The organism is Chromohalobacter sp. (assembly GCF_039830575.1).
GTDB lineage: Bacteria > Pseudomonadota > Gammaproteobacteria > Pseudomonadales > Halomonadaceae > Chromohalobacter > Chromohalobacter israelensis.
In genome coordinates this window covers 308,921-334,094 of record NZ_JBDOOX010000009.1, presented here as the reverse complement: position 1 = coordinate 334,094, position 25,174 = coordinate 308,921, and the positions used below count along the sequence as shown (strand labels likewise).

26 protein-coding genes are annotated in these 25,174 nt (G+C 64.6%); 10 read left to right on the top strand and 16 right to left on the bottom strand.

Going from position 1 to position 25,174, the window contains the following annotated elements; all coding sequences use genetic code 11:
• Window positions 1-38: 38 nt before the first annotated feature.
• Both ABGX75_RS08540 and ABGX75_RS08535 read left to right on the top strand, forming a co-directional pair.
• On the top strand, window positions 39-236 hold the full coding sequence (locus ABGX75_RS08540; RefSeq protein ID WP_035410921.1) for a CsbD family protein: 198 nt from the start codon (window positions 39-41) through the stop codon (window positions 234-236).
• A 61-nt stretch (window positions 237-297) separates the two neighbouring features.
• Window positions 298-822, top strand: a complete 525-nt coding sequence (locus ABGX75_RS08535) for a hypothetical protein (protein WP_011506339.1) — start codon at window positions 298-300, stop codon at window positions 820-822.
• A 254-nt stretch (window positions 823-1,076) separates the two neighbouring features.
• On the opposite strand, the gene ABGX75_RS08530 is transcribed toward ABGX75_RS08535, so the two are convergent.
• From ABGX75_RS08530 to ABGX75_RS08520, 3 genes are all read right to left on the bottom strand, one after another.
• Entirely contained in the window at window positions 1,077-1,475 is a 399-nt protein-coding gene (locus ABGX75_RS08530; RefSeq protein WP_011506338.1) for a DUF4168 domain-containing protein, read from the bottom strand.
• A gap of 116 nt (window positions 1,476-1,591) precedes the next feature.
• Entirely contained in the window at window positions 1,592-2,914 is a 1,323-nt protein-coding gene (locus ABGX75_RS08525; protein ID WP_347410729.1) for an aminotransferase class I/II-fold pyridoxal phosphate-dependent enzyme, read from the bottom strand.
• A gap of 81 nt (window positions 2,915-2,995) precedes the next feature.
• Window positions 2,996-3,913, bottom strand: coding sequence for a MurR/RpiR family transcriptional regulator (locus ABGX75_RS08520; RefSeq protein WP_128690221.1), 918 nt, complete (start codon window positions 3,911-3,913; stop codon window positions 2,996-2,998).
• Window positions 3,914-4,073: 160 nt separating this feature from the next.
• Here ABGX75_RS08520 and ABGX75_RS08515 point away from each other — a divergent pair, with 160 nt between their 5' ends.
• Window positions 4,074-4,511 carry a DUF4174 domain-containing protein gene (locus ABGX75_RS08515; protein ID WP_035410927.1) on the top strand — a complete coding sequence of 146 codons (438 nt, stop codon included), beginning with the start codon at window positions 4,074-4,076 and terminating at the stop codon, window positions 4,509-4,511.
• A 16-nt stretch (window positions 4,512-4,527) separates the two neighbouring features.
• On the opposite strand, the gene ABGX75_RS08510 is transcribed toward ABGX75_RS08515, so the two are convergent.
• The 3 genes from ABGX75_RS08510 to ABGX75_RS08500 are packed head-to-tail and all read right to left on the bottom strand — an operon-like array spanning window position 4,528 to window position 6,930.
• A complete protein-coding gene (locus ABGX75_RS08510; RefSeq protein ID WP_347410728.1) occupies window positions 4,528-5,445 on the bottom strand; it encodes a biotin-dependent carboxyltransferase family protein in 918 nt (305 codons plus the stop codon).
• Window positions 5,442-6,197 carry a 5-oxoprolinase subunit PxpB gene (gene pxpB, locus ABGX75_RS08505; RefSeq protein WP_347410727.1) on the bottom strand — a complete coding sequence of 252 codons (756 nt, stop codon included), beginning with the start codon at window positions 6,195-6,197 and terminating at the stop codon, window positions 5,442-5,444. Before pxpB ends, ABGX75_RS08510 begins: the two co-directional genes overlap by 4 nt.
• Window positions 6,178-6,930 (bottom strand): 5-oxoprolinase subunit PxpA, encoded by a 753-nt coding sequence (locus ABGX75_RS08500; protein ID WP_347410726.1) that lies wholly within the window; start codon window positions 6,928-6,930, stop codon window positions 6,178-6,180. Before ABGX75_RS08500 ends, pxpB begins: the two co-directional genes overlap by 20 nt.
• Before the next feature lie 219 nt (window positions 6,931-7,149).
• On the opposite strand from ABGX75_RS08500, the gene ABGX75_RS08495 reads away from it, so the two are divergent.
• The 5 genes from ABGX75_RS08495 (at window position 7,150) to ABGX75_RS08475 (ending at window position 11,681) form a co-directional block, all read left to right on the top strand.
• On the top strand, window positions 7,150-7,587 hold the full coding sequence (locus ABGX75_RS08495) for a VOC family protein (protein WP_011506331.1): 438 nt from the start codon (window positions 7,150-7,152) through the stop codon (window positions 7,585-7,587).
• Window positions 7,588-7,649: 62 nt separating this feature from the next.
• The gene (locus tag ABGX75_RS08490) at window positions 7,650-8,594 is read left to right on the top strand and encodes a LysR family transcriptional regulator (RefSeq protein ID WP_011506330.1); all 945 of its coding nucleotides are present in this window, start codon (window positions 7,650-7,652) and stop codon (window positions 8,592-8,594) included.
• Between the two features lie 117 nt (window positions 8,595-8,711).
• Window positions 8,712-9,701: a TRAP transporter substrate-binding protein gene (locus ABGX75_RS08485; RefSeq protein ID WP_347410725.1), complete on the top strand. Its 990-nt coding sequence runs from the start codon at window positions 8,712-8,714 to the stop codon at window positions 9,699-9,701.
• Between the two features lie 92 nt (window positions 9,702-9,793).
• Complete coding sequence (locus ABGX75_RS08480) at window positions 9,794-10,351, top strand: TRAP transporter small permease (protein WP_128690215.1); 558 nt, start codon at window positions 9,794-9,796, stop codon at window positions 10,349-10,351.
• Window positions 10,352-10,379: 28 nt separating this feature from the next.
• Window positions 10,380-11,681, top strand: coding sequence for a TRAP transporter large permease subunit (locus ABGX75_RS08475; RefSeq protein WP_011506327.1), 1,302 nt, complete (start codon window positions 10,380-10,382; stop codon window positions 11,679-11,681).
• 87 nt (window positions 11,682-11,768) lie between these two features.
• On the opposite strand, the gene araD1 is transcribed toward ABGX75_RS08475, so the two are convergent.
• Genes araD1 through ABGX75_RS08450 form a run of 5 tightly spaced genes read right to left on the bottom strand, consistent with a single transcriptional unit; the run spans window position 11,769 to window position 17,203 of the window.
• On the bottom strand, window positions 11,769-12,776 hold the full coding sequence (gene araD1, locus ABGX75_RS08470) for an AraD1 family protein (protein WP_347410724.1): 1,008 nt from the start codon (window positions 12,774-12,776) through the stop codon (window positions 11,769-11,771).
• A gap of 43 nt (window positions 12,777-12,819) precedes the next feature.
• Window positions 12,820-13,605: an SDR family oxidoreductase gene (locus ABGX75_RS08465; protein ID WP_347410723.1), complete on the bottom strand. Its 786-nt coding sequence runs from the start codon at window positions 13,603-13,605 to the stop codon at window positions 12,820-12,822.
• Between the two features lie 2 nt (window positions 13,606-13,607).
• Window positions 13,608-14,609, bottom strand: coding sequence for an L-arabinose ABC transporter permease AraH (gene araH / locus ABGX75_RS08460; RefSeq protein WP_011506324.1), 1,002 nt, complete (start codon window positions 14,607-14,609; stop codon window positions 13,608-13,610).
• A 37-nt stretch (window positions 14,610-14,646) separates the two neighbouring features.
• Window positions 14,647-16,140: an L-arabinose ABC transporter ATP-binding protein AraG gene (gene araG / locus ABGX75_RS08455; protein ID WP_128690211.1), complete on the bottom strand. Its 1,494-nt coding sequence runs from the start codon at window positions 16,138-16,140 to the stop codon at window positions 14,647-14,649.
• Between the two features lie 55 nt (window positions 16,141-16,195).
• Window positions 16,196-17,203, bottom strand: coding sequence for an arabinose ABC transporter substrate-binding protein (locus ABGX75_RS08450; RefSeq protein WP_347410722.1), 1,008 nt, complete (start codon window positions 17,201-17,203; stop codon window positions 16,196-16,198).
• Between the two features lie 155 nt (window positions 17,204-17,358).
• Here ABGX75_RS08450 and ABGX75_RS08445 point away from each other — a divergent pair, with 155 nt between their 5' ends.
• Window positions 17,359-18,312, top strand: a complete 954-nt coding sequence (locus ABGX75_RS08445) for a LysR substrate-binding domain-containing protein (RefSeq protein WP_011506321.1) — start codon at window positions 17,359-17,361, stop codon at window positions 18,310-18,312.
• Here the strand turns inward: ABGX75_RS08445 and ABGX75_RS08440 are convergent.
• Both ABGX75_RS08440 and mtgA read right to left on the bottom strand, forming a co-directional pair.
• Window positions 18,303-19,229: a Gfo/Idh/MocA family oxidoreductase gene (locus tag ABGX75_RS08440; RefSeq protein ID WP_179152660.1), complete on the bottom strand. Its 927-nt coding sequence runs from the start codon at window positions 19,227-19,229 to the stop codon at window positions 18,303-18,305. The genes ABGX75_RS08445 and ABGX75_RS08440 overlap by 10 nt on opposite strands.
• A 57-nt stretch (window positions 19,230-19,286) precedes the next feature.
• Complete coding sequence (gene mtgA / locus ABGX75_RS08435) at window positions 19,287-19,991, bottom strand: monofunctional biosynthetic peptidoglycan transglycosylase (protein WP_224113610.1); 705 nt, start codon at window positions 19,989-19,991, stop codon at window positions 19,287-19,289.
• Window positions 19,992-20,318: 327 nt separating this feature from the next.
• Between mtgA and ABGX75_RS08430 the strand changes: the two genes are divergently transcribed.
• On the top strand, window positions 20,319-21,422 hold the full coding sequence (locus tag ABGX75_RS08430; protein ID WP_347410721.1) for a nitronate monooxygenase family protein: 1,104 nt from the start codon (window positions 20,319-20,321) through the stop codon (window positions 21,420-21,422).
• A 152-nt stretch (window positions 21,423-21,574) separates the two neighbouring features.
• On the opposite strand, the gene gstA is transcribed toward ABGX75_RS08430, so the two are convergent.
• The 3 genes from gstA to ABGX75_RS08415 form a co-directional block, all read right to left on the bottom strand.
• Entirely contained in the window at window positions 21,575-22,198 is a 624-nt protein-coding gene (gene gstA / locus ABGX75_RS08425) for a glutathione transferase GstA (RefSeq protein ID WP_258305916.1), read from the bottom strand.
• Window positions 22,199-22,229: 31 nt separating this feature from the next.
• A complete protein-coding gene (locus tag ABGX75_RS08420; RefSeq protein WP_110062596.1) occupies window positions 22,230-23,039 on the bottom strand; it encodes an MBL fold metallo-hydrolase in 810 nt (269 codons plus the stop codon).
• Between the two features lie 167 nt (window positions 23,040-23,206).
• A complete protein-coding gene (locus tag ABGX75_RS08415) occupies window positions 23,207-24,928 on the bottom strand; it encodes a thiamine pyrophosphate-dependent enzyme (protein ID WP_110062597.1) in 1,722 nt (573 codons plus the stop codon).
• Window positions 24,929-25,174: the final 246 nt, after the last annotated feature.

Genomic DNA, 25,174 nt, shown 5'->3' with positions numbered 1-25,174 from the left:
AAGCGCTCGCAAATTGGCAACCGTTCAGGAGGAACGCCATGAATTGGGATCAAATCGAAGGTCGCTGGACCGAACTCAAGGGCAAGGCCAAGGCTTCTTGGGGCGAGATGAGCGACGATGAACTCGATCAGATTGCCGGCAAGCGCGATCAAATGATCGGCAAGCTGCAGACCAAATACGGTATCAGCAAGGAAGAAGCCGAAAAGCGCGCCGACGATTGGGCGCGTTCGATCTGACCAGATCGGACGCGGGCACTACCCCATCGAATTCATAGAATCACGAAGAAGGAGCTTCACCATGCGCAACTCAATGTACCGCATGACGCAAACCGCCATTCTCATCGGTGGCCTGAGCCTGACGGGCGCGGCCCTCGCGCAATCCGAGACGCAGCCGCAGGGGCTGTATTCGGCCGACGAGCTGATGGATGCCGATGTATTCCTCGCGGAAACGCCCGATGAAGACGTCGGCGATGTCGAGGACGTGCTGCTCGGCGAAGACATGAGCGTGCAGGCGTTGGTCATCGAGACCGGCGGCGTGCTCGATCTCGGCGATACCCATCGCGTGATCGACCGCGATGACTTCACCCTGGAAACGCACAATGGCGACGATCTCGACGATCTGGATTATCGCGTCACGCTCGAGATGACGCGCGACGATGTGGCCAAACTGCCCGAATACGACAACGACTGGTGGCAGAACGCCCAGGAACAGGCTCGCCAGGCTTGGGAAAACACCAAGCAAGGCGCGGAAAGTGCCTGGCAGAGCACCAAGTCGGCCACGGCCGACCTGCTCGACGATGCCAGTGACGCCATCAGCAACTGATCATGGCTCGACGGGTGACTCGTCACCCGCTGCCTGAACTGGAAGAGGCCTGCCACTCGGCAGGCCTCTTTTATTGCCCTTTACCCGTATTGCCCTGTATTCGCATTGCTCTGTGCCCGGAACCGCCCGGCATCTGGTGAAGCCCGGCAGGCATCCAGCCAAGAAAAAGGCCACCCGAAGGTGGCCTTTTCCGCGAAGGTCGTATCGATTCGACATCGACACCGGTATCACCGCGCGGGTGATACCGTATTCACTTACTGCTGCTCTTGCACCATGCCCTGGACACGCTGCATGAGCTCGGGATCCTGCTGGATCGCCTGGCCGATGGCGTTGAAGTCCTCGACACTCATGCCGCTGTCTTCGACGACGCTGACCATTTCCTCATTTGCTTCCTGACGCAAATCCTGTTGAGCCGACTCGTCTTCAGCGTTCTGCAGCTTCTGCGTATATTCCTGAGAAACCTTGGCGATTTCCTGAGACGCATCAGCGAACTGCTGAAGCTGTTCGTCGGAGAAGTTCTGTGCTGCCGCCCCCTGTTGGGTCTGACCAGCACCGCTCGCTGCCGGGTCTTCCTGCTGTGCCATTGCCGCCGGTGCCGCTACCATTCCGGTGGTCAGCATGGCCGCTGATACAAAAGCAGTGATCCGTTGCATGTATACCTCCAGGTTTTGCGTGTACGTGGACACTCTGACGCCCACGAACGAAGTGAGTTCAACTTTTCGTGTTACTGCGTGTAATCAATGCGCCGTTTCATCAATACGGCGAGTCATCAACCGTTCGTCTCGAGCCATCCGACGATGGCCTCGATGCCTTCACGTATCTTGGCCAGGGCGAGATCGGCCTCTGCCGCCTCGACGTCGACCGATGCTCGTGCGAGCAACTCCGCACCATCGAAATCCACGTAGGCCAGACGTAACGCAAGCACACTAGGGTCGCAGCCAAAGGCACTTCCCGGCAAGAGCGCCACGCCGGCATCGTCGAGCAGACGCGTCGTCAATTCGGCACTGGTGGTGATGCCCCGCGCCCGCAATGCCTCGCGGTGGCCTTCGAAATCGGGAAACAGATAGAAACCGCCATCCGGTGCATGCGTGCGTACGCCGGCTGCCTCCAGACGTTGCGCGCACCAGCGGCCGATCGTCCCCAGCCAGCGCCGCTGCGTCTCGAGGTACGTCGCCTGGGCCGACGTCACGGCGTAGGCGGTCTCCGCCGCCGCCTGCACCGGACTGGTCACGCTCGACCAGGTTTCGGAGGCAATGCCGATCAGGCGTGCCAGCAAGTCGGCGCCCAGCGCTTCGGGCACGTTGAGCACGCCCAGTCGCCATCCGCCCGCACCGCACCACTTGGATAGCCCACTGGTGGTCAGCGTGCCTTCTGGATAATCGAGTGCGAATGCCCGATGCGCGCCCCGATGATCGAGCGGACCATAGATTTCGTCGGCCAGTACCAGCACGCCATGACGCCTGGCCACTCTGGCCAGTTCACGCTGATGTTCGGGGTCGGGCGACAATCCCGTGGGGTTGCCGGGCGCGTTGAGAATCAGCAGGCGTCGGGCCGGGCCGTTTTCGCGGCAATAGCGGTCGAGTTGTTCCGGCGTGATCTGCCAGCGGCTTTCGAAGGTCGCCGGCAGGCGTACCGCGTGCTGCCCCGCCAAGCGTGCCTGCGGGGCATAGGACACCCAGGCCGGTGCGGGAATCAGGATCTCGCTGGCCGGCAGGGCCTTCATCAGCGCGAAGAGCAGCAGCTTGCTGCCAGGTGCTATCAATACCCGCTCGGCCCGCCAGTCGGTGCCGTCCATGTGGCGATGGAACGCCGCCACCCGCTCGCGCAGCGCGGCGGTGCCCTGTACCGGCAGATAGGCCTTGTCGGCAGCGTGTTCGGCCAGTGTCGCCACCGCCGGTGCGAATACCGGGAACGGCGACTGGCCGAACCCGAACTTGATGATGCGTCGGCCTTGCGTTTCGAGCTGACGCGACTGCTCGTTGATCAAGAGCGTATCCGAGGCGGCGGTGGCGCCGGGGGCCTCGGCGTAACCGTGATTCAGCCATTCGGCGGCGCTGGTGGTGGACTCGGGAGCGGCGGCAGGGGCGGTCATGTCATTCTCCGGCAATGGTCTAGGTGCCTAGGTGCGCGCGATATGAGCGCGCGGTAATAGGAGCGCAAGGGCGCGGTGACGTCATTCGACATGCAAGCGCGAGATCAGCGCCTCGCGCTGACGCAGGGCCAGCACCGCGTCGTGCCCCATGTCGCGGGCCACGCGGGACAACAGGAGCTCCACGAGCATGAACAGGCTGCTCATGGGGTTGAAGAAGAATGCCCCTTCGGCCGGCGCCAGCAGCGTCAGCTCGGTCAGGGCGGCGAGTTGCGAGGCGGAGTGATTGGTCAAGGCGAGCAGTGAGGCGCCCTGCTCCACGGCCAGCCGGCAGTAATCGACGCTCATTCGCGACTCGGGCCGAAAGGCGATGCCGATCACCAGATCGTCTTCGCCCAGCCGCAGGGCCTGCTCGACGCTCACGCCCGCCTGGGGCGAGACCAGCTGCACGCCATCGCGTAGATAGTCCAGGTAGTACGCCAGGTAATGCGCGGCCCCGAAACTGGCACGCAACCCGACCACATGCACGCGTCGCGCTCGCTGGATGGCGACCGCCGCCCGCGCCAGTTGTGCCGTATCCAGTGCCTCGACCGCCGCCGAGAGGTTCTGCATTTCCTGCTGCCACAGCATGCGGTCATCGGCGAGCTCGGCGCCTTCGGCGCGGGGCGTTTCACCGAACTCGAGCAGACGCTGAGCGCGCGTGGAATAAAAGGCGCTATCGCTGAGGTCGTCGCGGAACAGCGTCTGCAACGCCTTGAACCCCTCGAGACCGAGCGCGTGCGACAGGCGCGTCAAGCGGGAAGGGTGAACCCCATGACGCTGCGCCAACTGCGAGATGCTCGACAGGCTCACCGCCTCCGGCTGGGCCAGCAACGCTTCGAGCAGTGCCAGCCCCTTGGCGGACAGTTTCAGCTCGGGGGCATCGCCATCCCGGGCGCGCAGCGCCAACAGTTGCAGATCGGCATAGCGCCGGGGCGGCAGGACGGGCGTATCGGCGGGCATGGGGCGGGCTCCTGGCACATTCTTCTGGCTCGGTTCAGTGTCCAGAATAGGCAGCGGCCGACCTGTTTGCAAATTTATTTGCAAACATGGAAATAAAACTCGCACCCGCAGCATCCACGAGGCTCTGCCATACTGGCAAGGTCCTCACAGGAGTCATGCCATGCGCACCGTGCTGTTTGCCTTGCTACTCGTTGTGCTGCCCGTGCTGGGCACCGCCCAGGCGGCCGACCCCGCCAATCCGCTGATCACCGATCACGGTCTTTTCCGGCCGCTGGTGATCGTCTCGCCGGATCGCGACGACGACGATTACCAGCGCATGCGGACCCTGCTCGGCGCGAGCCAGGCAAAGTTTCAGGCACGCGACATGCTGCTGTATCGGGTGGAAAACGGACGCGGTTATCGCAACGACATGCCCATGACGCGCTTCGAGACCCAGGCCTTGCTGGACGCTCTGGCACTGCGCGACGACATGCCGCTCACCACGGTGCTGGTGGGCAAGGATGGCGGCAAGAAGATGCAACTCGAGGGGTTCGTGGCACCGGAGACGGTCTATCACCTCATCGACCAGATGCCGATGCGAGCGGCGGAACGGGACTGACGCCCCGCCCCTCGCGTCAGCGCCAGCGCGCGAGTTGCCGTAAATGCGCCTCGCGGGCCTGACTGGCGGTGACCGGCCTCAGGCGTACCTGCGTGCCCGGCACGCATTGCGCCAGTTGCGCGCACGCCAGTGGCGTCAGGGCGCCGAGACGCGGATAGCCGCCGATGGTCTGGCGGTCGTTGAGCAGGATGATGGGCTGGCCATCGGCAGGTACCTGGACGGCCCCCAGTGGAATGCCTTCCGACACCATGCCCGCCCCCAGGTAGCGCAGCTCGGGGCCGGTCAGACGCACGCCCATGCGATCGGCGCGCTGGTCGACGGTCCAGGCGGCATTGAACGCCTCGAACACGCTGGTACCACTGAAGCTGGCGATCTGCGCGCCGCTCACCAGGGCCAGGTGCGGTTGTTCGCTCGGCAGGATGCTGGCGTCATCCGGCAGACGGCGTCCGGGCTCGCCCTGGCCCGACCAGACCAGCCTGTCGCCCTCGCCAAGCGCCCCGCCCTGCCCCTCGAGACCGCCCAGGCCCTCGCGTACCGTACTGGCCACACTGCCCAGCACGGAGGGCGCCTCGAGCCCGCCGGGAAACGCGAGATAAGCGCGGAGACCGGCACGCGGACGCTCGAAGGCCAGGCGCTGGCCGGGTGCGATGGTGAAACTGGCCCCCGGTGCCAGCGGCGTCTCGTCGAGCGTGGCACCGAGATCCGCGCCCGTCAGGGCCAGCGTGGCCGAGGTCTCGGCACAGAGCGTCAGGCCGCCCACGGTAATCTCCAGCCCCGCGGCCTGAGGTGCGTTCCCCAGCAGCCAGTTGGCCCAGCCCAGCGACACCCAATCGGCGGCGCCGCCCTGGGTCACGCCGAGGTGACGCACGCCGAAGCGCCCGCCATCCTGAATCAGCGTCAGCGGTCCCGCGCGTTCGACGACCAACCCTTTCATGCCTGCTCCTCCGTCGGTGTATCGCCGCGCTCTGCCAGCGGTGTCGGGTCGCCGCCCTGCTCGATGAAGGCCTCGCGGGAAATCGACTCGAAGCGCACTTTATCGCCCGGCCGGAACAGGCTGTAGCCTTCCCGGTCGTGTCCGAACAGGGCCACGGGCGTGCGCCCGACGATATTCCAGCCGCCGGGCGAGAGCGTGGGATAGACCGCCGTCTGGCGTTCGGCGATGGCCACGCTGCCGGCGGCGACTTTCTGGCGGGGCGTCTTCAGGCGTGGCGTGGCCAGCTCTTCGTCGAGACGCCCCATGAAGGCGTACCCCGGTGCGAAGCCCAGCGCGAAGACGCTGTAATCGCGCGCGCAGTGCCGTGCGACGACTTGGTCATGACTCACGCCCAGGCGGGCGGCGATGCGCTCGAGCTCCGGCCCGACACTCACGTCATACCACACCGGGATCACATGCCGCCGCCCTGCGCGTTCGGCGGTCGGCGACAAGCCGTCGAGCGCCTCGCGCACCCGGGCACGGGCCGCCGGCAGCGTCAGGTGCGCCACGTCGTAGTGCACCAGCAAGGTGGTGTAGGACGGCACCAGGTCGATCAATGCCGTGCCAAAGGCCTCGCGCAGAGCGCGATCGGCGGCCAGCATCCATGGCATGTGAGCTTCATCGATGCCGTCGAACAGGCGCACGATGAGCGTGTCCATGCCCACCGTTTCGATTTTCGGGTCGTTCACCGGCTCACTCCCGCGCCAGGCCATCGAAGGCATCGCGAATGGCGCGTACGGCAGCTACCGATTCGGCGTTGTCGCCATGCACGCACAAGGTATCCGCCGGCAGGTGCAGCGAGCTGCCGTCGTTGGCCGTCAACGGCTCTCCCCTGGCGAGCGTCACCGCCTGGGCCACGATGGCCTCGCGATCGTGGTGCACCGCCCCGGGCTCACGCCGCGACACCAAACGCCCCTGGGGGTCGTAGGCACGGTCCGCGAAGGTCTCGAACCACAGCGTCACACCCATTTCCTCGGCCAGCGCCCGCATCGGCGCCGGGTCCGCCGTGGCCATGGCCAGCAGCGGCAGTTCGGGATCGTAGGCCAGCACCGCCCGCATGGCGCCGCACAGAAGCTCCGGGTCGCGGGCCATGTCGTTGTACAGCGCGCCATGCGGTTTGACGTAGGCCACACGCGTCCCTTCGGCGCGGCACATGCCCTCCAGCGCGCCGATCTGATACAGCATCATGTCCTCGACTTCACGCGGCGAACAGGCCAGCGAGCGGCGTCCGAAGCCTTGCAGATCCGGGTAGGCGGGATGCGCGCCGACACGTACACCATGCTGCACGGCCAATGCCACGGTGCGACGCATGATGCCGGGGTCCGAGGCATGGAATCCGCAGGCGATATTGGCGCAGTCGACGTAGGGCATGACCTCGTCGTCGAGGCCCATTTTCCAGTTGCCGAAGCTTTCTCCCATGTCGCAATTGAGAAGCGGTAGGGGCATGAACGTGACCTCTGCTTGTTGTCGTCGGCTTTCACGAATGCGGCGTTTCACTCTAAGAAAGCCCGCTCGGCCCGGTCCAATCGTTTTTCGTGATGCGTGATATCGGCGCAACCTTTCATCTTGAGGCAGGCGGCAGGAAAGCAGTTGACGCCGGCCGCTGGCGGGCTCAAGAATCATCCTCTGCATGGCCCCATCACAACAGACTCCGAGGAGACCACCATGGCTGTCAGCGATCCTTTCCACCTCGCCGTTCAGGTCCGTGACATCGACGAGGCACGGCGTTTCTACGGCGACTTCCTGGGCTGCCCCGAAGGGCGCTCCTCGGACAGCTGGGTCGACTTCGATCTCTTCGGACACCAGTTCGTCTGCCACCTCAATCCGGCACTGAAGGACAATCCCGTCACCAGCCACAAGAACCCGGTGGACGGTCACGGCGTGCCCGTACCGCATTTCGGCGTGGTGCTGGAAATGCCCGCCTGGCAAGCCCTGGCCGACAAGCTCCGCGCCCATGACGTGACTTTCGAGATCGAGCCCTACGTGCGCTTCAAGGGCGAGCCCGGCGAACAAGCCACCATGTTCTTCTACGATCCCTCCGGCAATGCCCTGGAGTTCAAGGCCTTCAAGGACCGCGAAACGCAGCTGTTCAAGAAAGCGTAACCCGGGCGCCGTTCTTTCTTCGCCGCACGGGGATCCGGGCGGCGACACGCGCAGGATCACCGATGTTCGATTTCAAGGAACTCGAGGCGTTCGTCTGGGTGGTGCGCCTTGGCTCGTTCCGCAAGGGCGCGGCCAAGCTGTACCTCACCCAGCCGTCGATCTCGGATCGCATCACCCGCCTGGAAGACAGCGTCGGCGAATCGCTGCTCGACCGCTCGGCGCGGCCCGTGCAACCCACCTTGCGTGGCCGTGAGTTCTTCACCTACGCCGAACGCCTGCTCGAAGGGCGCGAGGAAGCCATGCGGCTGTTCCAGGACGAGGAGTCGTTTTCCGGCACCCTGCGCCTGGGCGTCATCGAGACCATCGCCAGCAGTTGGTGTCCGACCTTCATGCGCCGTCTGGCCGAGCGCTACCCGCAATTGACCATCGAATTGACGGTCGATATCTCGCCGTTTCTGCATCAACGGCTGGCCGAGAACGATCTCGACATGTTGTTTGCCATGGACGGCGTCGCCCCCGGACTTTGCGCCATCCAGACACCATTGTGCACCTACGAGATGGGCATGTTCGCGGCGCCCGAGATGGCCGCCACGCTGCAACGCGGCGGGCCGGCCGCCTTCGCCGAGACGGCCTTCATTTCCTTCAGCAAACAGGCACGCCCCTACCGCGAACTGGTCGCCTACCTGACCGCACTGGGGATCGACACGCCACGCATTCATCGCACCAGTACCCTGATGACCATCATGCGCATGAGCATCGAGGGCGTCGGCATCGGGGTCCTGCCCGTGGCCACGGTGCGCGATGCCGTGGAAAGCGGCAGTCTGGTGCGGCTCACGCTGGAAGAGCCGCTGCCGCCGATGATCTACGACGCCATCTGGCGCAGCGCCAACTATCCCAGTTTTTGCGCCAGCGTCGCCCGTCTGGCCAAGCAGTGCGCGACCGATTATGCCCAGGATCATGGCAAACTATCATCGCCCGCCAGCATGAAAGGGTATGTCGATACTTGACATCAAAATTAACGATTTGACGCCGACACGCCGCCACTTGAAGAATGATTTCGTCTTGCGAGGCACCTTGAGCAACGCATTCGAACACCTCCTTTCAATAACAATGAGGAACCCAGCATGCGCACGATGCACTCTCTCGCCTGGCTGGCGGCGCTAGGCTCGCTCAGCGTGACCGGCGGCGCGATGGCCGCACAATGGAATCTCGCCACGCCCTATGGCGATGCCAGCTTCCATACCCAGAACACCAAGCAATTCGCCGAGGATGTCGCCGAGGCCACCGACGGCGACTTGTCCATCAGCGTGCACAGCGGCGGCTCCTTGATCGCGCACTCGGAGATCAAGCCCTCCGTGCGACGCGGTACCGTGCAGGCGGGCGAGGTGTTTCTTTCCTCGCTGTCCAACGAATCGCCGATCTACGAGGTCGACACGCTGCCGGGGCTGGCGAACGGGTATGAAGACGCCTACGACCTGTGGCAGGCCTCCAAGCCGATCATTACCCAGATGTTCGCCGAGGAAGGGTTGATGCCGCTCTACGCCGTGCCATGGCCCGCGCAAGGCATCTATACCGACTTCGAGCTGACCGATGCCTCGCAGTTCGAGGGACTGCGCGTGCGTGCCCCCAACATCAATACCCAGCGCTTCGTCGCAAACCTTGGCGGGCTTCCCACCGAAACCGAGGAAGCCGACATCCCCACGGCGTTCAGCACCGGCCGCGTGGATGCCATGATCACCTCCGTCTCCACCGGCAATTCGATGTCCGCATGGGATTACGTCTCGCACTACAGCGATGCCAATCTGTGGCTGCCCAAGAACATCGTGTTCGTCAACAAGCGGGATTTCGACCGTCTCGATGACGCGACCCAGCAAGCCGTGCTCGACGCCGCCGCCGAAGCCGAGCGTCGCGGCTGGCAGGCCAGTCGCGAGGACAGCGCGGAAAGCGCCAAGGCCCTCGAAGCGCATGGCGTAAGCATTTCCCAGCCCAACGCGAGCCTGGCCGAGGACCTCAAGGCCGCCGGCGACTCGCTCTTCGAAGACTGGCAAGCGCATGCCGGTGAACAGGCCAAGACGCTGATCGAGCGCTATCGCAAGCGCCAGGCCGCCGAATAATCGCACACACCTCGTGACTCGTCCTGCATGCCCCGCGCGTCATCGACGGCGAGCGGGGCCCGTGCTCACCCTCGCACTCGTGAGTGACCGACATGACCTATCGACTCGACAGACTCTACCGCCTCGGTGCCTGGGGGGCCGCAGCCTGCATGCTGGCCATTTGCACCATCGTCACGCTGCAGGTGCTGCTGCGCTGCCTGGACGCCCTGCTGGTCCTGATGGGCAGCACTCGCCTGGGCATCGAGATTGCCGGTGTCTCGGAAATGGCGGCCTACCTGCTGGTCGGCGCCACGTTCTTGAGCATGGCCTACACCTTCACGCACCACGCTCACATTCGCGTCACCCTGGTCATCTCGCGCCTGCCGCCCAGCGCGCGCGTGTGGGTCGAGACCCTCTGCCTGCTGGTGGCCCTGGCCTTGAGTCTCTTGCTGACCTGGGAACTGGTCGGCCTGGTGCGCGAAAGCCTTGAATACGGCGATGTCTCCTCGGGGCTGCTCGCCATTCCGTTGTGGATGCCGCAAAGCGTGCTCGTCGTCGGTATCGCCTTGATGTGCCTGGCGCTCATCGAGACCTTGTGGGGCACCCTGCACACGGCCCTCACTGCGCCGGCTTCCTATGTGGCGCCTGCGCCACGGGATGGTGACGCATGATCCATCACTCGCTGAAGGGAGTCCTGGCATGCTGACGCTCAGCCTCGTCACGATATTGACGCTCGCGCTACTGCTCGGCGGTGGCGTATGGATCGCCTTCGCCCTGCTCGGCACCGGCTGGGTCGCGCTGACGTTCTTCGGCAGCTTCGCCCCGGGGCCGATTCTCGCGTCCGACTTTTGGGGGGCCAGTTACGGCTGGGACCTGACCGCGCTGCCGATGTTCGTATGGATGGGAGAAATCCTGTTCCGCTCGGGTCTGGCCGACAACATGTTTCGCGCCCTGTCGCCCTGGCTCAACCGCCTGCCCGGACGCCTGCTGCATTCCAACATCATCGGCAGCGGCCTGTTCGCCGCGGTGTGCGGTTCCTCGGCGGCGACCTGTGCCACGGTCGGCAAGATGACCCTGCCCGAACTGGAGCGGCGAGGGTACGACGGCAACATGGCCATCGGCACGCTGGCCAGCGCATCGACCCTGGGACTCTTGATTCCGCCCTCGATCATGATGATCGTCTACGGCGTGGTGACCGAACAATCGATCTCGCGTCTGTTCATCGCCGGCGTGTTGCCGGGCCTGTTGCTGCTCGGGCTGTTCATGGCCTACCTGGTCGGCTGGTCGCTGCTGGTCGGCAACCGCCAGGGGCGTGCCGGTGAAGGCGCGGCCCACATGCCGTTCGGACAGAAGCTCCGCAATAGCGCCCAGTTGATTCCGCTGCTGCTGCTCATCGGCGGCATTCTGGGCAGCATCTACGGCGGGCTGGCCTCGCCCACCGAAGCCGCCGCCGTGGGCGTGGTGCTGTCGATGGCGATCGCGCGGGGCAACGGCCATTTCGACAAGGCCATCTTCCTCGACTCGCTCTTCGCGGCGCTGCGCACCGCCTGCATGATCGCCTTCATCATCGCCGGTGCTTCGTTCCTCTCCTCGGCGATGAGTTTCACGCAACTGCCCATGCAGCTCGCCAACGCTATCGCCGAGATGGGGCTGTCTCCGACCATGCTGCTGGTCGTGCTGACGCTCTTCCTGCTGGTACTGGGATGTTTTCTCGACGGCATCTCGCTGATCCTGCTGGTCACCTCGATCATCATGCCGCTGATCGATGCCGCTGGTATCGACCTGATCTGGTTCGGCATCTACCTGGTCATCGTGGTGGAAATGTCGCAGATCACGCCACCGGTCGGTTTCAATCTGTTCGTCATTCAGGGGCTGACCGGCAAGGACATCGTCACCATCACCCGTGCGACCTTGCCGTTCTTCCTGCTGATGATCCTCGCCGTCGTGCTGCTGCATCTCTTCCCGGGTATCGCGCTGTATCTGCCCCAGGCGATGAACTGAGTCGCACGCATCCACCTCCCAACCGCAACGGCCGCTGGAAGATTCCAGCGGCCGTTGCCGTGAGCATGGGTGTCTCGAGGCGAGACGTTACAGCGGCTGGACGCTTGGTGCCGGTGCGACGGCGTCCTTGGAAAGCGGATTGCGCAGCGGCAGGGCGAACGGCTTGGCGTCGATCTCGAAGACATCACCGGGTTGGGGAATGATGCCGTCGCTGAAGCTCAGCGTCGCGGTGCCGAAGAAGTGTACATGGACATCGCCCGGACGGCAGAACTGCGCATATTTGAAGTGATGGGCCTCGAGATTGGCCAGGGTGTGGCACATGTTGGCCTCGCCGGAGATGAACGGCTTTTCCCACAACACCTCGTCGCCCCGCCGAATGCGCGAGGTGCCTTGCACGTCATCGGGCAACTCGTCGATCAGCAGCGTCGGGCCGAAGGAGCAGGCGCGCAATTTGGAATGCGCCAGGTACAGGTAGTTCTCGCGCTCGGTGACGTGATCCGAGAACTCGTTGCCCAGCGCATAGCCGATGCGCCGTGGCACGCCGTCGTTGTCGATCAGGTAGAGACCGGCGACTTCCGGTTCCTCACCGCCATCCAGCGCGAAATGCGGCATGCGCAGCGCCTCGCCCGGCGCCATGACGATGCCGCCGTCGCCCTTGTAGAACCACTCGGGTTGCACGCCGAAATCGCCGGGCGCGGGCTTGCCGCCTTCCAGCCCCTTGCGGAACATCTTCATCGAATCGGTCAGCGGCTGATCGCTCTGATCCGCTTCGCTCATCTGACGATGCATCTTGTCGCGCCCCTCGGCGCTGCCCAGGTGCGTCAGCCCCGTGCCGGTGACCAGCAAGTGCGCCGGGTCGGGATGATCCAGCGGCGCCAGCAGTTGCCCCTTGTCGGCCAGGGCCACGGCATCGACACGTGCATCCCCGGGCCATTCCTTGATCAGCGCGGCGAGCCCGACCTTGCGATCGAGCGCGGTGAGCGCCAGGGCATGCACGCTGTTCACGTCATCCAGGCGGCGCGCCTGGGTGGGATCGTCCTCGATGACCAGGACGAAACGCTCGCCGTTGTCGTTCCGGGCTTGTGCGAGTTGCATGTGATGGGCTCTCCTGAAGGTCGAATCGGTGACGGTGGGTCGCTCAGTCGTGATAGACCACGCTGCGCCCGCCATCGATGGTGATACAGCTTGCGTTGATGAACGGTGCCTCGTCGGAGGCGAGAAAGACCGCGGTCATGGCGACCTCTCGCGGCGCTCCCAGGCGCCCCGGCGGCAACAGCGCCTCGATCCGCTGCCTGGCCGCGTCCGGATCGTCGAATCGTTGCCAGTGTGCCTCGACCGCGGGCGTGGCGATATAGCCCGGCGCGATGGCATTGACGCGAACGCCTTGTCGAGCATATTCGATCCCCAGCGATCGCGTCAGCCCCATCAGACCGTGCTTGGCCACCGCGTAGGGAAAGCAACCCGGCAGGATGGAAAACGCATGGGTCGAGGCCACGTTGATGATGCTGCCGCTCGCCTGCGCGAGCATGTCCGGCAACACACCGCGCGCGCAATGCCAGGCGCCCTCCAGGTCCACCGACATGCAGCGCTGCCAGGCGGTCTCGGGCATTTCAAGCGGCGTGTGGAAGACGTTGCGCCCGGCGTTGTTGATCAGGGTCGTGATCGGCCCATGGGCTCCCCGAGCCGCCTCGAGCGCCGCGTCCACCGACGCGGGCTCGGCGATATCGCAGCTCATCGCCACTGCCACCCCGCCGGTATCGCGCAGTTGCCGGGCGACGGCTTGCACGCCCTCGAGATCGATATCCGCCAGCGAGACGCGCGCACCTTCCTGAACGCAGGCCTCGGCCATGGCCTGGCCGATGCCGGCCGCGGCCCCGGTGATGAAGACATGCTTGCCGCGCAGACGCGGTGCCCTTTCCGGCATCGTCATCCCTTGGCGCGCCGGGTCTGCTTCCAGCGGTCGAACATCACCGCCAGCAGCAGGATCGCCCCGCGTACCAGGTACTGATAGAAGGTCGGTACGTTGAGCAGCCCCATGGCGTTCTGCACGCAGCCCATGATCAGCACGCCGACCAGCACGCCGGTGATCGAGGCGACCCCGCCGGAAAGCGACACGCCGCCCAGCACGCAGGCGGAGATCACCGCGAGCTCCAGCCCCATGGAGGTGTTGGGATCGCCCAGGCCCATGCGCGAGGCCAGCAACACCCCGGCGACCCCGGCGACGACGCCCTGCAGCGCGAACACCGCGATTTTCAGGCGACGCACGTTGACCCCCGCCAGGCTCGCCGCTTCGGCGTTGCCCCCGGTGGCCAGGGTGTTGCGACCGAAGGCCGTCATGTTGAGCACGATACCGAAGATCACGAAGCACACGATCATCGTCCACACCGGCAGGGTCAGTCCCAGGAAAGAAGCGCTCCCCAGGCTGAAGAAGCTCGGCACGGTCACCATCACCGCGTCGCCGCCGGAGGTGATGTACGCCAGGCCGCGCACGAACTCCATCGCCGCCAGGGTGGCGATCAACGAGTTGATGCCGAACTTGGCCACTACGAAGCCATTGAACGCCCCCACCGCACCGCCGGCGGCCACGCCCCCCAGCACGCCGACGAACACGCTGCCGGTGGCCGAGGTCACGACCGCTGCCACGACCCCGGTGAAGGCCACGATCGAGGCCACCGAAAGATCCACCTCACCGAGCGCGAGGACCATCATCATGGTCGTGGCGATGGTGCCGATCAAGGTCACCGAGAGCAGCAACCCGACGATATTGCGCCCGGTCAGGAAGTCCGGCACGAACAGCGCCAGGGCCACGAACAGCACCAGGAATATGGCGATCAGGCCGGAGGTGTCGAGCAGGGTGCGTAGCGGTTTGGCACGGGGTTTCGGTGCCGATGACGTGTTGTCGCTGGCAGCCAGTTTATCTGTGCTCATGGCGATCCATCTCTTGGTATTGTCATGAATGAGCGGCTCATGCGGGCAAGGCCAGACCGAGCAGACGCGCCTGGGTTGCCTGCTCGCGCGGTACGATGTCGACCAGGACGCCGTCACGCATGACGCCGATGCGATCGCAGATCGAGCTGACCTCGGCGAGGTCGCTGGAGATCACGATCACCCCCTTGCCCTGCTCCGCCAGGTCGTACAACAAGGCGTAGATATCGCGACGCGCCCCCACGTCGATGCCGCGCGTGGGTTCGTCCATCACGAACAGGTCGATCTCCTCGGCCAGCCAGCGACCGAGAATCACTTTCTGCTGGTTGCCGCCGGACAGGGTATTGATCGGCGTGCGATGGCTCGGCGTCTTGATGCTCAGGCGCTGAATGTAGGTCTTGGCGTTGTCGGTCTCGCGTGCGGCGTGCCGGAACATGCCCCAGCGACGGAAAAAACGCCGGCAACTGATGTTGAGGTTGTCGGAGACGCTGGCCACGGGGAAGATCCCCTGGGACTTGCGGTCCTCCGGACACATAGCGATGCCTGCGCGGATCGCTTGATGCGGCGAGGCAAAGACACGCGTCTCGCCCCGCAACGCGACCTGCCCGCGGCTGGCCTTTTCCACGCCGCAGACCAGTCGCATCAGCTCGCTACGCCCTGCCCCCACCAGGCCGAACAACCCCAGCACCTCGCCGCGTCGCACCTCCAGATTGACCGGTTCGTTGACCCCGCGCCCCTGAAGGCCGTCGATACGCATCAGCACATCGCCGATGTCGCGTGGACGGAAGCCATACACGTCGTCGATCTGTCGGCCGACCATCTCGCCGACCAGCATGTCGTGATCGAGCCCTTCCAGCGTCTCGTGGGTGCGAATGTGGCGACCATCACGGAACACGGTCACCGCATCGCACATCTCGAAGACCTCTTCCATGCGATGGGTGACGTACAGCACCACACGCCCCTCGTCACGCAGTCGTGCGACGATGCGCTTGAGCTGCCGCGTTTCTTGCACGGAGAGACTACTGGTCGGCTCGTCGAAGGCGATGATCCGCGCGTCGCGCAGCAACGCCCGACCAATCTCGATCATCTGCTGCTGCCCGATGGAGAGCTCCCGTACCTTGGTCGCCGGGTCGATGTCGCCCTCGCCCAGTTCCTCGAGAATCTCGCGGGCACGTGCCTTCATGGTACGTCGGTCGATGAACCCCCGACGCTCGGGCAACTGCCCCAGCAACAGGTTTTCGGCCACCGATAAATTGGGTGACAGCGTGAGTTCCTGGTAGATGATCGCGATACCGTGCGCCAGCGCCTCGCGCGCATTGGTGAAGACATGCGCTTGACCGTCGATCCACAGCTGGCCCGACGAGGGCCGATTGACGCCGCTGAGCACCTTGAGCAGCGTCGACTTGCCGGCGCCGTTTTCCCCCATCAAGGCATGCACTTCCCCGGCACGCGCGGAGAAGCTCACCTCGTCGAGGGCCTTGACGCCGGGGAACTCGACGCTGATTCCATCGAAGCGTAAGAAAGCCTCTGACATACAGGACTCCTGCGAAAACATGGGAGCGCCCGCGCGTTGAACGCGGGCGCGACGCTCACAAGCCCAGCTCTTCCCGAACGTCTTCCCAGTTGTCGCGGGTCATCAGCTTGCCCGTGGTTTCCGTGTTGGCCTGCGGCTTCTCGTCCTCGGTGATCCACTGGTAGAGATTGTCGGCCGTCTGGCGTCCATGCATGGTCGAGCTGACCGCCACGGTGCCGTAGAAGCCGGTGGGCGTCTCGCGCGAGAACTCGGCGAAGGCCGCACCGGAGCCGTTGATCCCCACGCCGATGACCTGGTCGGGATCGAGTCCGTACTGCTCGCTGGCCCGCACGCCGCCCAGCACGCTTTCCTCATTGAGCGCGTAGATCACCCAATGCTCGAAGTCGCTGCGCTTGGAGAAGACCGGCGAGGCCGCCGCAAAGGCACTGCTGGTATCGGTGTTCTGCTGCGGCGCATCGAAGATGTTGGCTTCCTTGAAGCCCGAGTCGAGCAGCGCGGCAGTCGCCCCGTCGGTACGCTCCTTGGCGGTGGGCAACTCGTAGTTGGTGATGCGCAGCGCCGCGACCTCCTCCGGGTCCCAGCCGCGACGTTCCATCTCCTCGGCGATGGCATTGCCGACCTGCTCGCCGATCTTGTAGCCGGACATCCCCAGGTGCGGCACCTCCTCCATGGGCTCACCATCACCGCCGACAAAACGGTCGTCGACGGTCACCACCTTCATGCCGTATTGCTCGGCACGGTTCATGATCGCCGGCCCCAGACGCACATCCGGGGGACAGATCACGAAGCCCTCGGCTCCCTGGGAATGGAGGTTATCGATGGCACTGAGCACTTCCTGGCCATCCTCGCCGGACAGACGCACCACCTCGAAGCCTTTCTCTTCGCCGAGTTGGGTCGCGGCGTCTTGTTCGTTGATGAACCATGCCTGCTCGGGTTTCTTGACGATGAAGCCGATCTTGACCTCGTCGTCGCTCTGCGCCTGGGCCAGTAGCGGGCTGGCGCTGAGCGCCATGCCGACGGCCAGTCCGAGTAGCTTGCGCGGGGTGGATAGCGTGAGTGACATCCGGCGTTCTCCTGTCCCGTGAACGGGTTGTTGTTGTGTCAAAGACGGTTCTTTCAGACTCTGAACAATAGGCATAAGCGAAATAACCGACTAATGCCACTTGACAGAATTATTGATATACATTTTGTTATTAATTTTATGCGAGGCCAGACACCATGAGCCCTTTACCCCATGACTGGTTCATGCGGGTGCGACTAAAGTTGCGCCATCTGCAGCTGTTCATCGCCCTGGACGACCTGCGCAATCTGCATCGTGCCGCCGAGCGCCTGGGCATGAGCCAGCCCGCGGCGTCGAAGCTGCTGGGGGAACTCGAAGGTCAACTCGGCCTGGCGCTGTTCGAGCGCCATCCTCGCGGCATCACGCCCAACTGGTACGGCGAGACGGTGATTCGTCATGCGCGCGGCATCCTGTCGTCGCTGCATCAGGCAGGGGATGAACTCAATGCATTACAGGCGGGAAGCGCGGGGAGCGTGTCGGTGGGAACGGTGATGGCGCCCGCCGTCACCCTGCTGACCAGCGCCGTGGAGCGCGTGCACCGCGACCGACCCAACCTCAAGGTGAGCATCGATGTCGATGTCAGCCACGAACTGATTCCGCGCCTCGTGGAAGGCGAATTCGATTTCGCCATCGCGCGCATTCCTTCGACGCTGCCGGCGGGCGACTTCGTCTTCGAGGAGATCGGCGAAGAGGCATTGTGCTTCGTGTGCCGTGCCGGGCACCCGCTGGCCGACCGCACGTCGCTCAATCTCGAGGCCATGGTCGAGTATCCGTGGGTCCTGCAACCTCCGGGCGCGCTGATGCGTCAACGGGTCGACCACCTGTTCCTGCATCATGGCGTGGCGTTGCCGCGCCAGATCATCGACACACCGGACATCCTGGTGGCGCTGGCCATGGTCGATAAATCCGACACCGTGACCGTAACCACGCGGCAAGTCGCCGAGTTGCTCTGCGACCAGCCGCGCTTTCGCATCCTGCCCTTCCCCGAGGCGCTGAGCGTGCAGCCCTACGGGCTGGTCAGTCTGCGCGAACAGCGCCTATCGCCCGGCGCAGCGGCGCTGATGTCGGCGTTGCGCGACCTCATTCGCGAGCACCGAGACGCTCACTCGTGAAAGGCCTCGACCTCGACGCGCTTGCCGAGCAGGAAGGCATCGGCGACATGGCGTAGCGGCGCCACGTCGACGTCGCTCTCGCCCCGGGCGATGAGTTCGGCGAAGCGCGCGTAGAGCCCGGGGTACTCGACGTCGTCGCCTTTCAGCACGATCTCGTCCCCGATCCGCAGGCAACTACCGCCTTGGGTCAGCGCCAACGGCCCGGCATCGGTCTCGACATGAATGTCCCAGGTTTGCGGCCCGGTCTGGCGCCAGTCGAACTCGGCACGAATCGCGGCGCCCCGGCGGTCGCTGAAGGCCAGAGTGGCGGCGATCGGCCCCTGCCGATTGGCCGGCACCTCCAGTTCGCCCTGGGTGAGAAAGAACGCCTCCGGCAGAATCGCGGTGATGATCGACAAGGCGTTGATGCCGGGGTCGAATACCCCTAGACCGCCGGCTTCCCAGATCCACTCCTGCCCAGGGTGCCAACGCCGCACATCTTCCTTCCATTGCACATCGACGGCAGTGACGTGGCGCTCACGCAGCCAATCGCGCGCCTGAGCGACGGCAGCGGCGTACCGCGAGTGCCAGGTCGCGAACAGCGTCACGCCGGCGCGTTCGGCCTGGGCGCGCAGGTCTTCCACTTCGCTGAGCGTCGCCCCGGGCGGTTTCTCCAGCATCACATGCTTGCCCGCCGCGATGGCCGCACACGCCTGGCGGTAGCGCACCTGTGGCGGCGCGCACAGCGACACGGCCTGGATGTCCGGCCGCTCGTCGAGCAGCGTCTGGATATCGCGAAAATGCGCGACGCCCTCCAGCGAGGCATTGCGACTGGCCACGGCGTCGAGCGAGAACGCGGCGTTGTCGTGCAGGGCGGGCACGTGCTGGTCGCGGGCGATCTTGCCGAACCCGACGATGGCGATGGAGGTGGGGGACATGAGGGCTCCTTTTCTGATCTGGCAACCGCAAGGACGGGGCAAGGCCCTCGCCCACGCTCATAGGCGCTCGAGGTAGGCGCTGCCGCCTAGCTGACGCATTTGCCGCTGAATCCACTGGCTACGTTTGACGATATACGACGAGGGCCGCGACGCGCTCCACTCGCGCGGGTTGGGTAGAATCGCCGCCAAGCGACTGGCCTGGGCCGCGCTGAGCCGATCGGCGCTGACCCCGAAGTAATGCTGGGCGGCGGCTTCGAGACCGAACACGCCCCGGTCCCATTCGACGATATTGAGATAGACCTCGAGGATGCGCTCCTTGGGCCACAACAACTCGATCAGCACCGTGAACCACGCCTCCAGGCCCTTGCGAACCCAACTGCGGTCGGTCCACAGGAACAGGTTCTTGGCGGTCTGCTGACTGATGGTGCTGGCGCCGCGCAGGCTGTCGCCGCTGAACCAGGCATCGAGCGCTTTTTGCATCTGGTTGAAGTCGAAGCCGTGATGCATGGGAAAGCGCTGATCTTCCGACGCAATCACCGCCAGCTTGGCGTTGTCGGACAGCCCGGCCCACGGCCGCCACTGCTGCTGGATCGAGATCGGCTCGCCGCTCACCCAGGACTCGACCTTGCGCTCCAGCATCACCATCGAACCGAAGACCGGCACCACACGAAACACCAGCACCAGCAATACCGACAGCCCGACGAAGCCGAGCATCGCGAACAGCAAAAAGCGCAGTCCCCTGCGCAACCAATCCCGCGTCATGCGTTAGCCTTATGGGGTCGCAGCATCATGACGAACGAGTATATCAGGCCTGCTCCTTCTCGCGGCGCCAACCTACTGCGTGTTCTCATGGCCAGCCAATGCCAGTGTTCGGAATATTCGATACGGCTTTGTATATCAAACTGCTCGGCGCCTTGATCACCGGACGCCACCCTGCACACCCAAGACCAAAGACGTAATACCAAAGTATTGCGGCATGATCTTCATATTAGTGTGCTTGCAACCCCGACCCGCTCATTCGATCATGGGTCGTGCCGGTCCTGATACCAGGGTCGCCGCCCCTTCACCGTGATACCCGGGAGCATCGCCATGTGGCCGCAACGTGAACTGCTCGACCGCCTCGCCATCGAACTGCCCATCGTCCAGGCGCCCATGGCCGGCGCCAACGACGCGACACTGGCCATCGCCGCCAGTCGAGGGGGCGCACTGGGCTCGATTCCTTGCGCCATGCTCTCCCCCGAACGCATCGAGCGGGAAGTCACACGGTTTCGCGAGCATGCCACCGGCCCGCTCAACCTCAACTTCTTCTGCCACTTGCCGTCACCGCCCGACCCCGGCGCCGAAGCCGCCTGGCGCGAACGCCTGGCACCGTTCTACCGCGAGGCGGGGCTCGACCCCGAGGATGCCGCCCCGGCCGCCCAGCGCACGCCCTTCGACGACGTCCAGTGCGTGCTGGTCGAGCGTCTGCGTCCCGAGGTCGTGAGCTTTCATTTCGGCTTGCCGGACGCGCCCTTGCTGGCTCGCGTGAAAGCCACCGGCGCCACGGTCATGGCCAGTGCCACCACCGTCGCCGAGGGGCACTGGCTGGCCACCAACGGCGCGGACATCATCATCGCCCAGGGGCTCGAAGCCGGCGGGCACCGCGGCGCGTTTCTCGAGGATACCCGCGCGGACACGGTGGCCGACGCCATGGCCCGCCAGCCCGGCACCTTCGCGCTGGTACCGCAGCTCGTCGATGCCATCGACCGGCCCGTCATCGCCGCCGGGGGCATCGGCGACGCACGCGGCGTCGCCGCCGCCTTCGCGCTGGGTGCCTGCGGCGTGCAGCTCGGCACCTACTACCTGGCCACGCCGGAAAGTCTGATCAGCGACATTCATCGCGCCGCCCTGGCCGAGGCCCGCGACGACAACACCGTCGTCACCCGCCTGTTCTCCGGTCGCCCGGCGCGCAGCCTCGTCAATCGAGTGATTCGCGAACTCGGCCCTCTCTCGCCAGCCGCTCCCCCCTTTCCCACCGCCGGTGGCGCGCTTGCCCCGCTCAAGCAAGCCGCCGAGGCCCAAGGGCGTGGCGACTTCTCCTCGCTGTGGGCCGGCCAAGCAGCGGCACTGGCCCCCCACGGCGACGCCGAGACCCTCACGCGCCGACTGGGCGACGAGACGCTGGTACGACTCCAGGCGCTGGCTACGGACTGACTGCATCGCTCTCACAGCATTCGCAATCATCGTCATGCCCGGCTTGGTACAAGCTGAGTCCTCCCGACATGCTGGACGAGGTGGATATCGATGTCAGTGGCGCCGGCGGGTGCGATCACGCCCGACAGCCGCGACAGGAGGAAAGCGATCGCTCACTTCAACCCTTCCGCCTGCATGGCGCGCTGGACCGACTCGCGCTCGGCAATGCGCGCCACGAAACGCTCCAGGTGGGGCCACGGCGACAGTGAAACATGCACCACCCGTGACCAGCTGAGTACCGTGAACAGGTAGGCATCCGCCACGCTGAAACGCTCGCCCGCCACGTAATCGCGTGTGGCCAGGTGCTCGTTCATCAGTGACAGCCGCGCGTTGAGGTTCTTCTGGGCCATGGCGCGCCACGTCTCGCCGCTGTTGGGCTTGAAGAACGGGCTGAAGTTCTTGTGCAGCTCGGTGGTAATGAATACCAGATGGCTCAACAGCTCGAAATAGGCCTTGCTGCCCGGAGATGGTGCCAGTTCGGCCTCCGGCGCGAGGTTGGCGATATACAGCAGGATCGCGACCGCCTCGGTCATCACCTCGCCGTCATCCAGCACCAGGGCGGGGACGTAGCCGTTGGGATTGATGGTCAGGTAATCCTCGCCGCTGGCCGTCTGCTTGGTGGCCAGATCCACCGTCTCGATCTCGTAGGTCAACTCCGCCTCTTCCAGCGCGATATGCACCGCCATCGCACAGCTGCCCGGCTTGAGATACAACTTCATGACATCGTCTCCGTTCATGGGTGTCCATCGTCGCCATCCGAGTGGGCGCTCACGTCGTCCCACCGCCTTCCAGTGCCTGGCAATGGCGCGCCACCGATAGTGCCACTACCGGCCCCGCGTCGGCGGTGATCTCACTGTGCCAGAATGCCGCGTAGACGGCCTCGAAGTCGAGACGCTGCAAGCGTTCGCCGATACGTGCCACCTCACTGGCGGGCAGCGGAATGTTGTTGGGGTACGACCACATGAAGGATGCCATGCGGTCCGGCGTGACCAGCAGCGTATCCCCGGTCAACAGCGTACCGCGCGCTTCCCAGTGCAGCACGCTGGCCCCGGGGAAATGCCCACCCAGCCGGTGTGCCGTCACGCCGGGCAGCACCTCCAACGTCTCGCCCTGCCATGGGGAAAGCGCCTCGTCCGGCGCCATGATCCACTCGCTGTCCGCCGCGTGCACGTACACCGGGCACCCGAAGGTACGACCCCAGCTCGCCATGGTGGCGTAGTAATGCGGATGCGAAATGACGATGGCCTCGAGTCCGCCCAACGCCTCGATCAGCGTAACCGTGGCCGCATCCAGCAGACTCAGGCAATCCCACAACACATTGCCGTGGGGCGTGCGCAGCAAGAACGCCCGTTGGCCGATGGCGAACTTCGGCACCGTGCCCAGCGCCAGAAGCCCCGGCACCATCTCGCGAAAGGTATTGGTATGCCCCGCCGCCAGGGCCGTCGGCGTCGTCCACTGCTGCCCCGATGCCGGCACGTACTGGCGCTCGTCCTCGCACACCGGGCACCGCGGCGGCGGCGCCTCGCTCGCGGGATACTGCACCCCGCATGTCGCACAGAGAAACCCCGGTCGCATCATCCACACTCCTCCTTCGCGTTGGCGCTTGGCATGAGTGTGGTCGAGGTCATGGGCCGAGGCCAGGTGGGTAATGACTCACTTTGAAGGTGCCTCATCGTCGCTCAGCACATAAAAACCGGGCACCTGGCGGTGCCCGGACGTGAGTGAGCATTGACTTGGCTACGCGTTCAGCGCTTGAAGAAGTTGCTCTTGACGAGGTCGACGACATCCTCCATGCGCCCGTTGAGAACGGCTTTGGTGGAGTAGAGTGCGGTGGAGGCGACTTGTCCGGCTTCCACCTTGGGCGGCATGACGAGTTCCATCCGGTTGACCTTCACGTCGAGCAGTGCCGGCCCCTCATGGGCGAGCCATTCGATGATGGCGGGTTCGAGCTGGTGCGACTCCTCCACTCGCCTGCCCCAGATGCCCATGACCTGCGCCAGCTTGTCGAATTCGGGATTCTCGAGATCGGTGTAGCTGTCGAGCAGGCCTTCGACCTTCTGTTCCAGTTCGACGAAGCCCAGCGAGCTGTTGTTGTAGACGACGATCTTGAGCGGCACCTTCTCCTGCTTGAGGGTTAAGAGGTCTCCCATCAGCATGGTCAGGCCACCGTCACCGCACATGGCGATGACTTGCCGCTCGGGAAAGGCCTTCTGAATGCCGATCGCCTGCGGATACGCGTTGGCCATGGTGCCGTGAACGAGACTGGAAAGCGTACGACGCCGGCCGGTGGCCCGAATGTGGCGCAGCATCCAGACCATCGGGCTACCCCCGTCCGCCGTGAAGAAGGCATCGTCGGGCGCATGCGCATTGAGTGCCAGGGTGAGCTCCTGCGGGTGGATCAGCGTATCGTCGCGGGACTCGTGAGCATCATGCGTCAACGCTTTCTGGTACTGCTTGCGGCAGCTATCCAGCCAACGGGTATCGGTCTGTTCATCGATCATCTTGGCCAGCGCCAGGCAGGTATCACGCACGCTGCCGACCAGGCCGATGTCCACCGGATGACGCTTGCCGATCTGCTGCGGGTCGATATCCACCTGAATGATGGTGGCCTTCTCGGGATAGAACTGCCCCCAGGCGAAGTTGCAGCCCAGCAGCAGGAGCGTGTCGCATTCGGCCACGGCATGATAACCGCCTGCCAGACCGAACACGCCGGTCATGCCGACCTCGAAGGGATTGTCGGGTTCGATGAAGTCCTTGGCGCGCGAGGTCCAGGCGATCGGCGCGTTGAGCTTGGCCGCCAGGGCCATGACCTCGCTGCGGGCGTGCTCACAGCCAAATCCGGCGAAGATGGATATCTTGCCTCCCTTATTAAGCTGTTTGACGGCAGGCACGAATTCCTCGGCATTGGGCCGCACGATGGGGTCGAAGCGATGCGCGCGAAACGGCAAGTCCTGACTCGGTGTCTGCGTGAAGATATCGCCGTGCACGACGAGCACCGCCACCCCGTTATTGGCCAGTGCCGACTGGGCGGCCAGCGCGGTCATGCGGCGTGCCTGTTCGGGATTGACGATCGACTCGCAGAACACGCTGTACTGTGAATAGATGGCCCTGGGGTCGACGTCCTGCGGAAAACCGATACCGGCATCCTTGGTGGCCACTTGGGAGGCGATCAACACCACCGGCGAACCACTGCGATGCGCCTCGAACAACCCATTGACGAAATGCAGGCTGCCGGGGCCGCAGGTACCGGCACACACCGCCAGCTCCCGCGTCATGTAGGCCTCGCCCCCCGCGGCGAAGCCGCCGACTTCTTCATGGCGCACATGAACCCATTCCAGGGTATCACTGCGTCGAATGGCATCGGTGAAGTGATTGATGGTATCGCCGACGACGCCGTAACAGCGCCTGGCGCCAGCCTCCGCCAGTGTCTCGACGATGATCTCGGCCACGTTACTGTGACTGCTCATGCGATTCCCTCCGCATCGGCGCCCTCGAGAGGCGCATAAGTGATCGCCACGTCGACGCGTGGCGTCCCGCTTTCACTCTATGCCCGACGAAGGTCGATCTCCAAGCCCGGTGGTGTTGCTGGACGGTGTCATCGTGTAGACGCGACGGGGAAGCGCGGCGCTTTTTATCGTAGTAAATTGATATATCATCGTTTGATCGGCCGTCGCGAATATACGGTGGCCATGCGAGCCCATCTGGCGGCCGTA

Coding starts and splice junctions, on each gene's coding strand:
- ABGX75_RS08540 (WP_035410921.1), top strand. CDS start 39: ATGAATTGGGATCAAATCGAAGGTCGCTGGACCGAACTCAAGGGCAAG.
- ABGX75_RS08535 (WP_011506339.1), top strand. CDS start 298: ATGCGCAACTCAATGTACCGCATGACGCAAACCGCCATTCTCATCGGT.
- ABGX75_RS08530 (WP_011506338.1), bottom strand. CDS start 1,475: ATGCAACGGATCACTGCTTTTGTATCAGCGGCCATGCTGACCACCGGA.
- ABGX75_RS08525 (WP_347410729.1), bottom strand. CDS start 2,914: ATGACCGCCCCTGCCGCCGCTCCCGAGTCCACCACCAGCGCCGCCGAA.
- ABGX75_RS08520 (WP_128690221.1), bottom strand. CDS start 3,913: ATGCCCGCCGATACGCCCGTCCTGCCGCCCCGGCGCTATGCCGATCTG.
- ABGX75_RS08515 (WP_035410927.1), top strand. CDS start 4,074: ATGCGCACCGTGCTGTTTGCCTTGCTACTCGTTGTGCTGCCCGTGCTG.
- ABGX75_RS08510 (WP_347410728.1), bottom strand. CDS start 5,445: ATGAAAGGGTTGGTCGTCGAACGCGCGGGACCGCTGACGCTGATTCAG.
- pxpB (WP_347410727.1), bottom strand. CDS start 6,197: ATGGCCTGGCGCGGGAGTGAGCCGGTGAACGACCCGAAAATCGAAACG.
- ABGX75_RS08500 (WP_347410726.1), bottom strand. CDS start 6,930: ATGCCCCTACCGCTTCTCAATTGCGACATGGGAGAAAGCTTCGGCAAC.
- ABGX75_RS08495 (WP_011506331.1), top strand. CDS start 7,150: ATGGCTGTCAGCGATCCTTTCCACCTCGCCGTTCAGGTCCGTGACATC.
- ABGX75_RS08490 (WP_011506330.1), top strand. CDS start 7,650: ATGTTCGATTTCAAGGAACTCGAGGCGTTCGTCTGGGTGGTGCGCCTT.
- ABGX75_RS08485 (WP_347410725.1), top strand. CDS start 8,712: ATGCGCACGATGCACTCTCTCGCCTGGCTGGCGGCGCTAGGCTCGCTC.
- ABGX75_RS08480 (WP_128690215.1), top strand. CDS start 9,794: ATGACCTATCGACTCGACAGACTCTACCGCCTCGGTGCCTGGGGGGCC.
- ABGX75_RS08475 (WP_011506327.1), top strand. CDS start 10,380: ATGCTGACGCTCAGCCTCGTCACGATATTGACGCTCGCGCTACTGCTC.
- araD1 (WP_347410724.1), bottom strand. CDS start 12,776: ATGCAACTCGCACAAGCCCGGAACGACAACGGCGAGCGTTTCGTCCTG.
- ABGX75_RS08465 (WP_347410723.1), bottom strand. CDS start 13,605: ATGCCGGAAAGGGCACCGCGTCTGCGCGGCAAGCATGTCTTCATCACC.
- araH (WP_011506324.1), bottom strand. CDS start 14,609: ATGAGCACAGATAAACTGGCTGCCAGCGACAACACGTCATCGGCACCG.
- araG (WP_128690211.1), bottom strand. CDS start 16,140: ATGTCAGAGGCTTTCTTACGCTTCGATGGAATCAGCGTCGAGTTCCCC.
- ABGX75_RS08450 (WP_347410722.1), bottom strand. CDS start 17,203: ATGTCACTCACGCTATCCACCCCGCGCAAGCTACTCGGACTGGCCGTC.
- ABGX75_RS08445 (WP_011506321.1), top strand. CDS start 17,359: ATGAGCCCTTTACCCCATGACTGGTTCATGCGGGTGCGACTAAAGTTG.
- ABGX75_RS08440 (WP_179152660.1), bottom strand. CDS start 19,229: ATGTCCCCCACCTCCATCGCCATCGTCGGGTTCGGCAAGATCGCCCGC.
- mtgA (WP_224113610.1), bottom strand. CDS start 19,991: ATGACGCGGGATTGGTTGCGCAGGGGACTGCGCTTTTTGCTGTTCGCG.
- ABGX75_RS08430 (WP_347410721.1), top strand. CDS start 20,319: ATGTGGCCGCAACGTGAACTGCTCGACCGCCTCGCCATCGAACTGCCC.
- gstA (WP_258305916.1), bottom strand. CDS start 22,198: ATGAACGGAGACGATGTCATGAAGTTGTATCTCAAGCCGGGCAGCTGT.
- ABGX75_RS08420 (WP_110062596.1), bottom strand. CDS start 23,039: ATGATGCGACCGGGGTTTCTCTGTGCGACATGCGGGGTGCAGTATCCC.
- ABGX75_RS08415 (WP_110062597.1), bottom strand. CDS start 24,928: ATGAGCAGTCACAGTAACGTGGCCGAGATCATCGTCGAGACACTGGCG.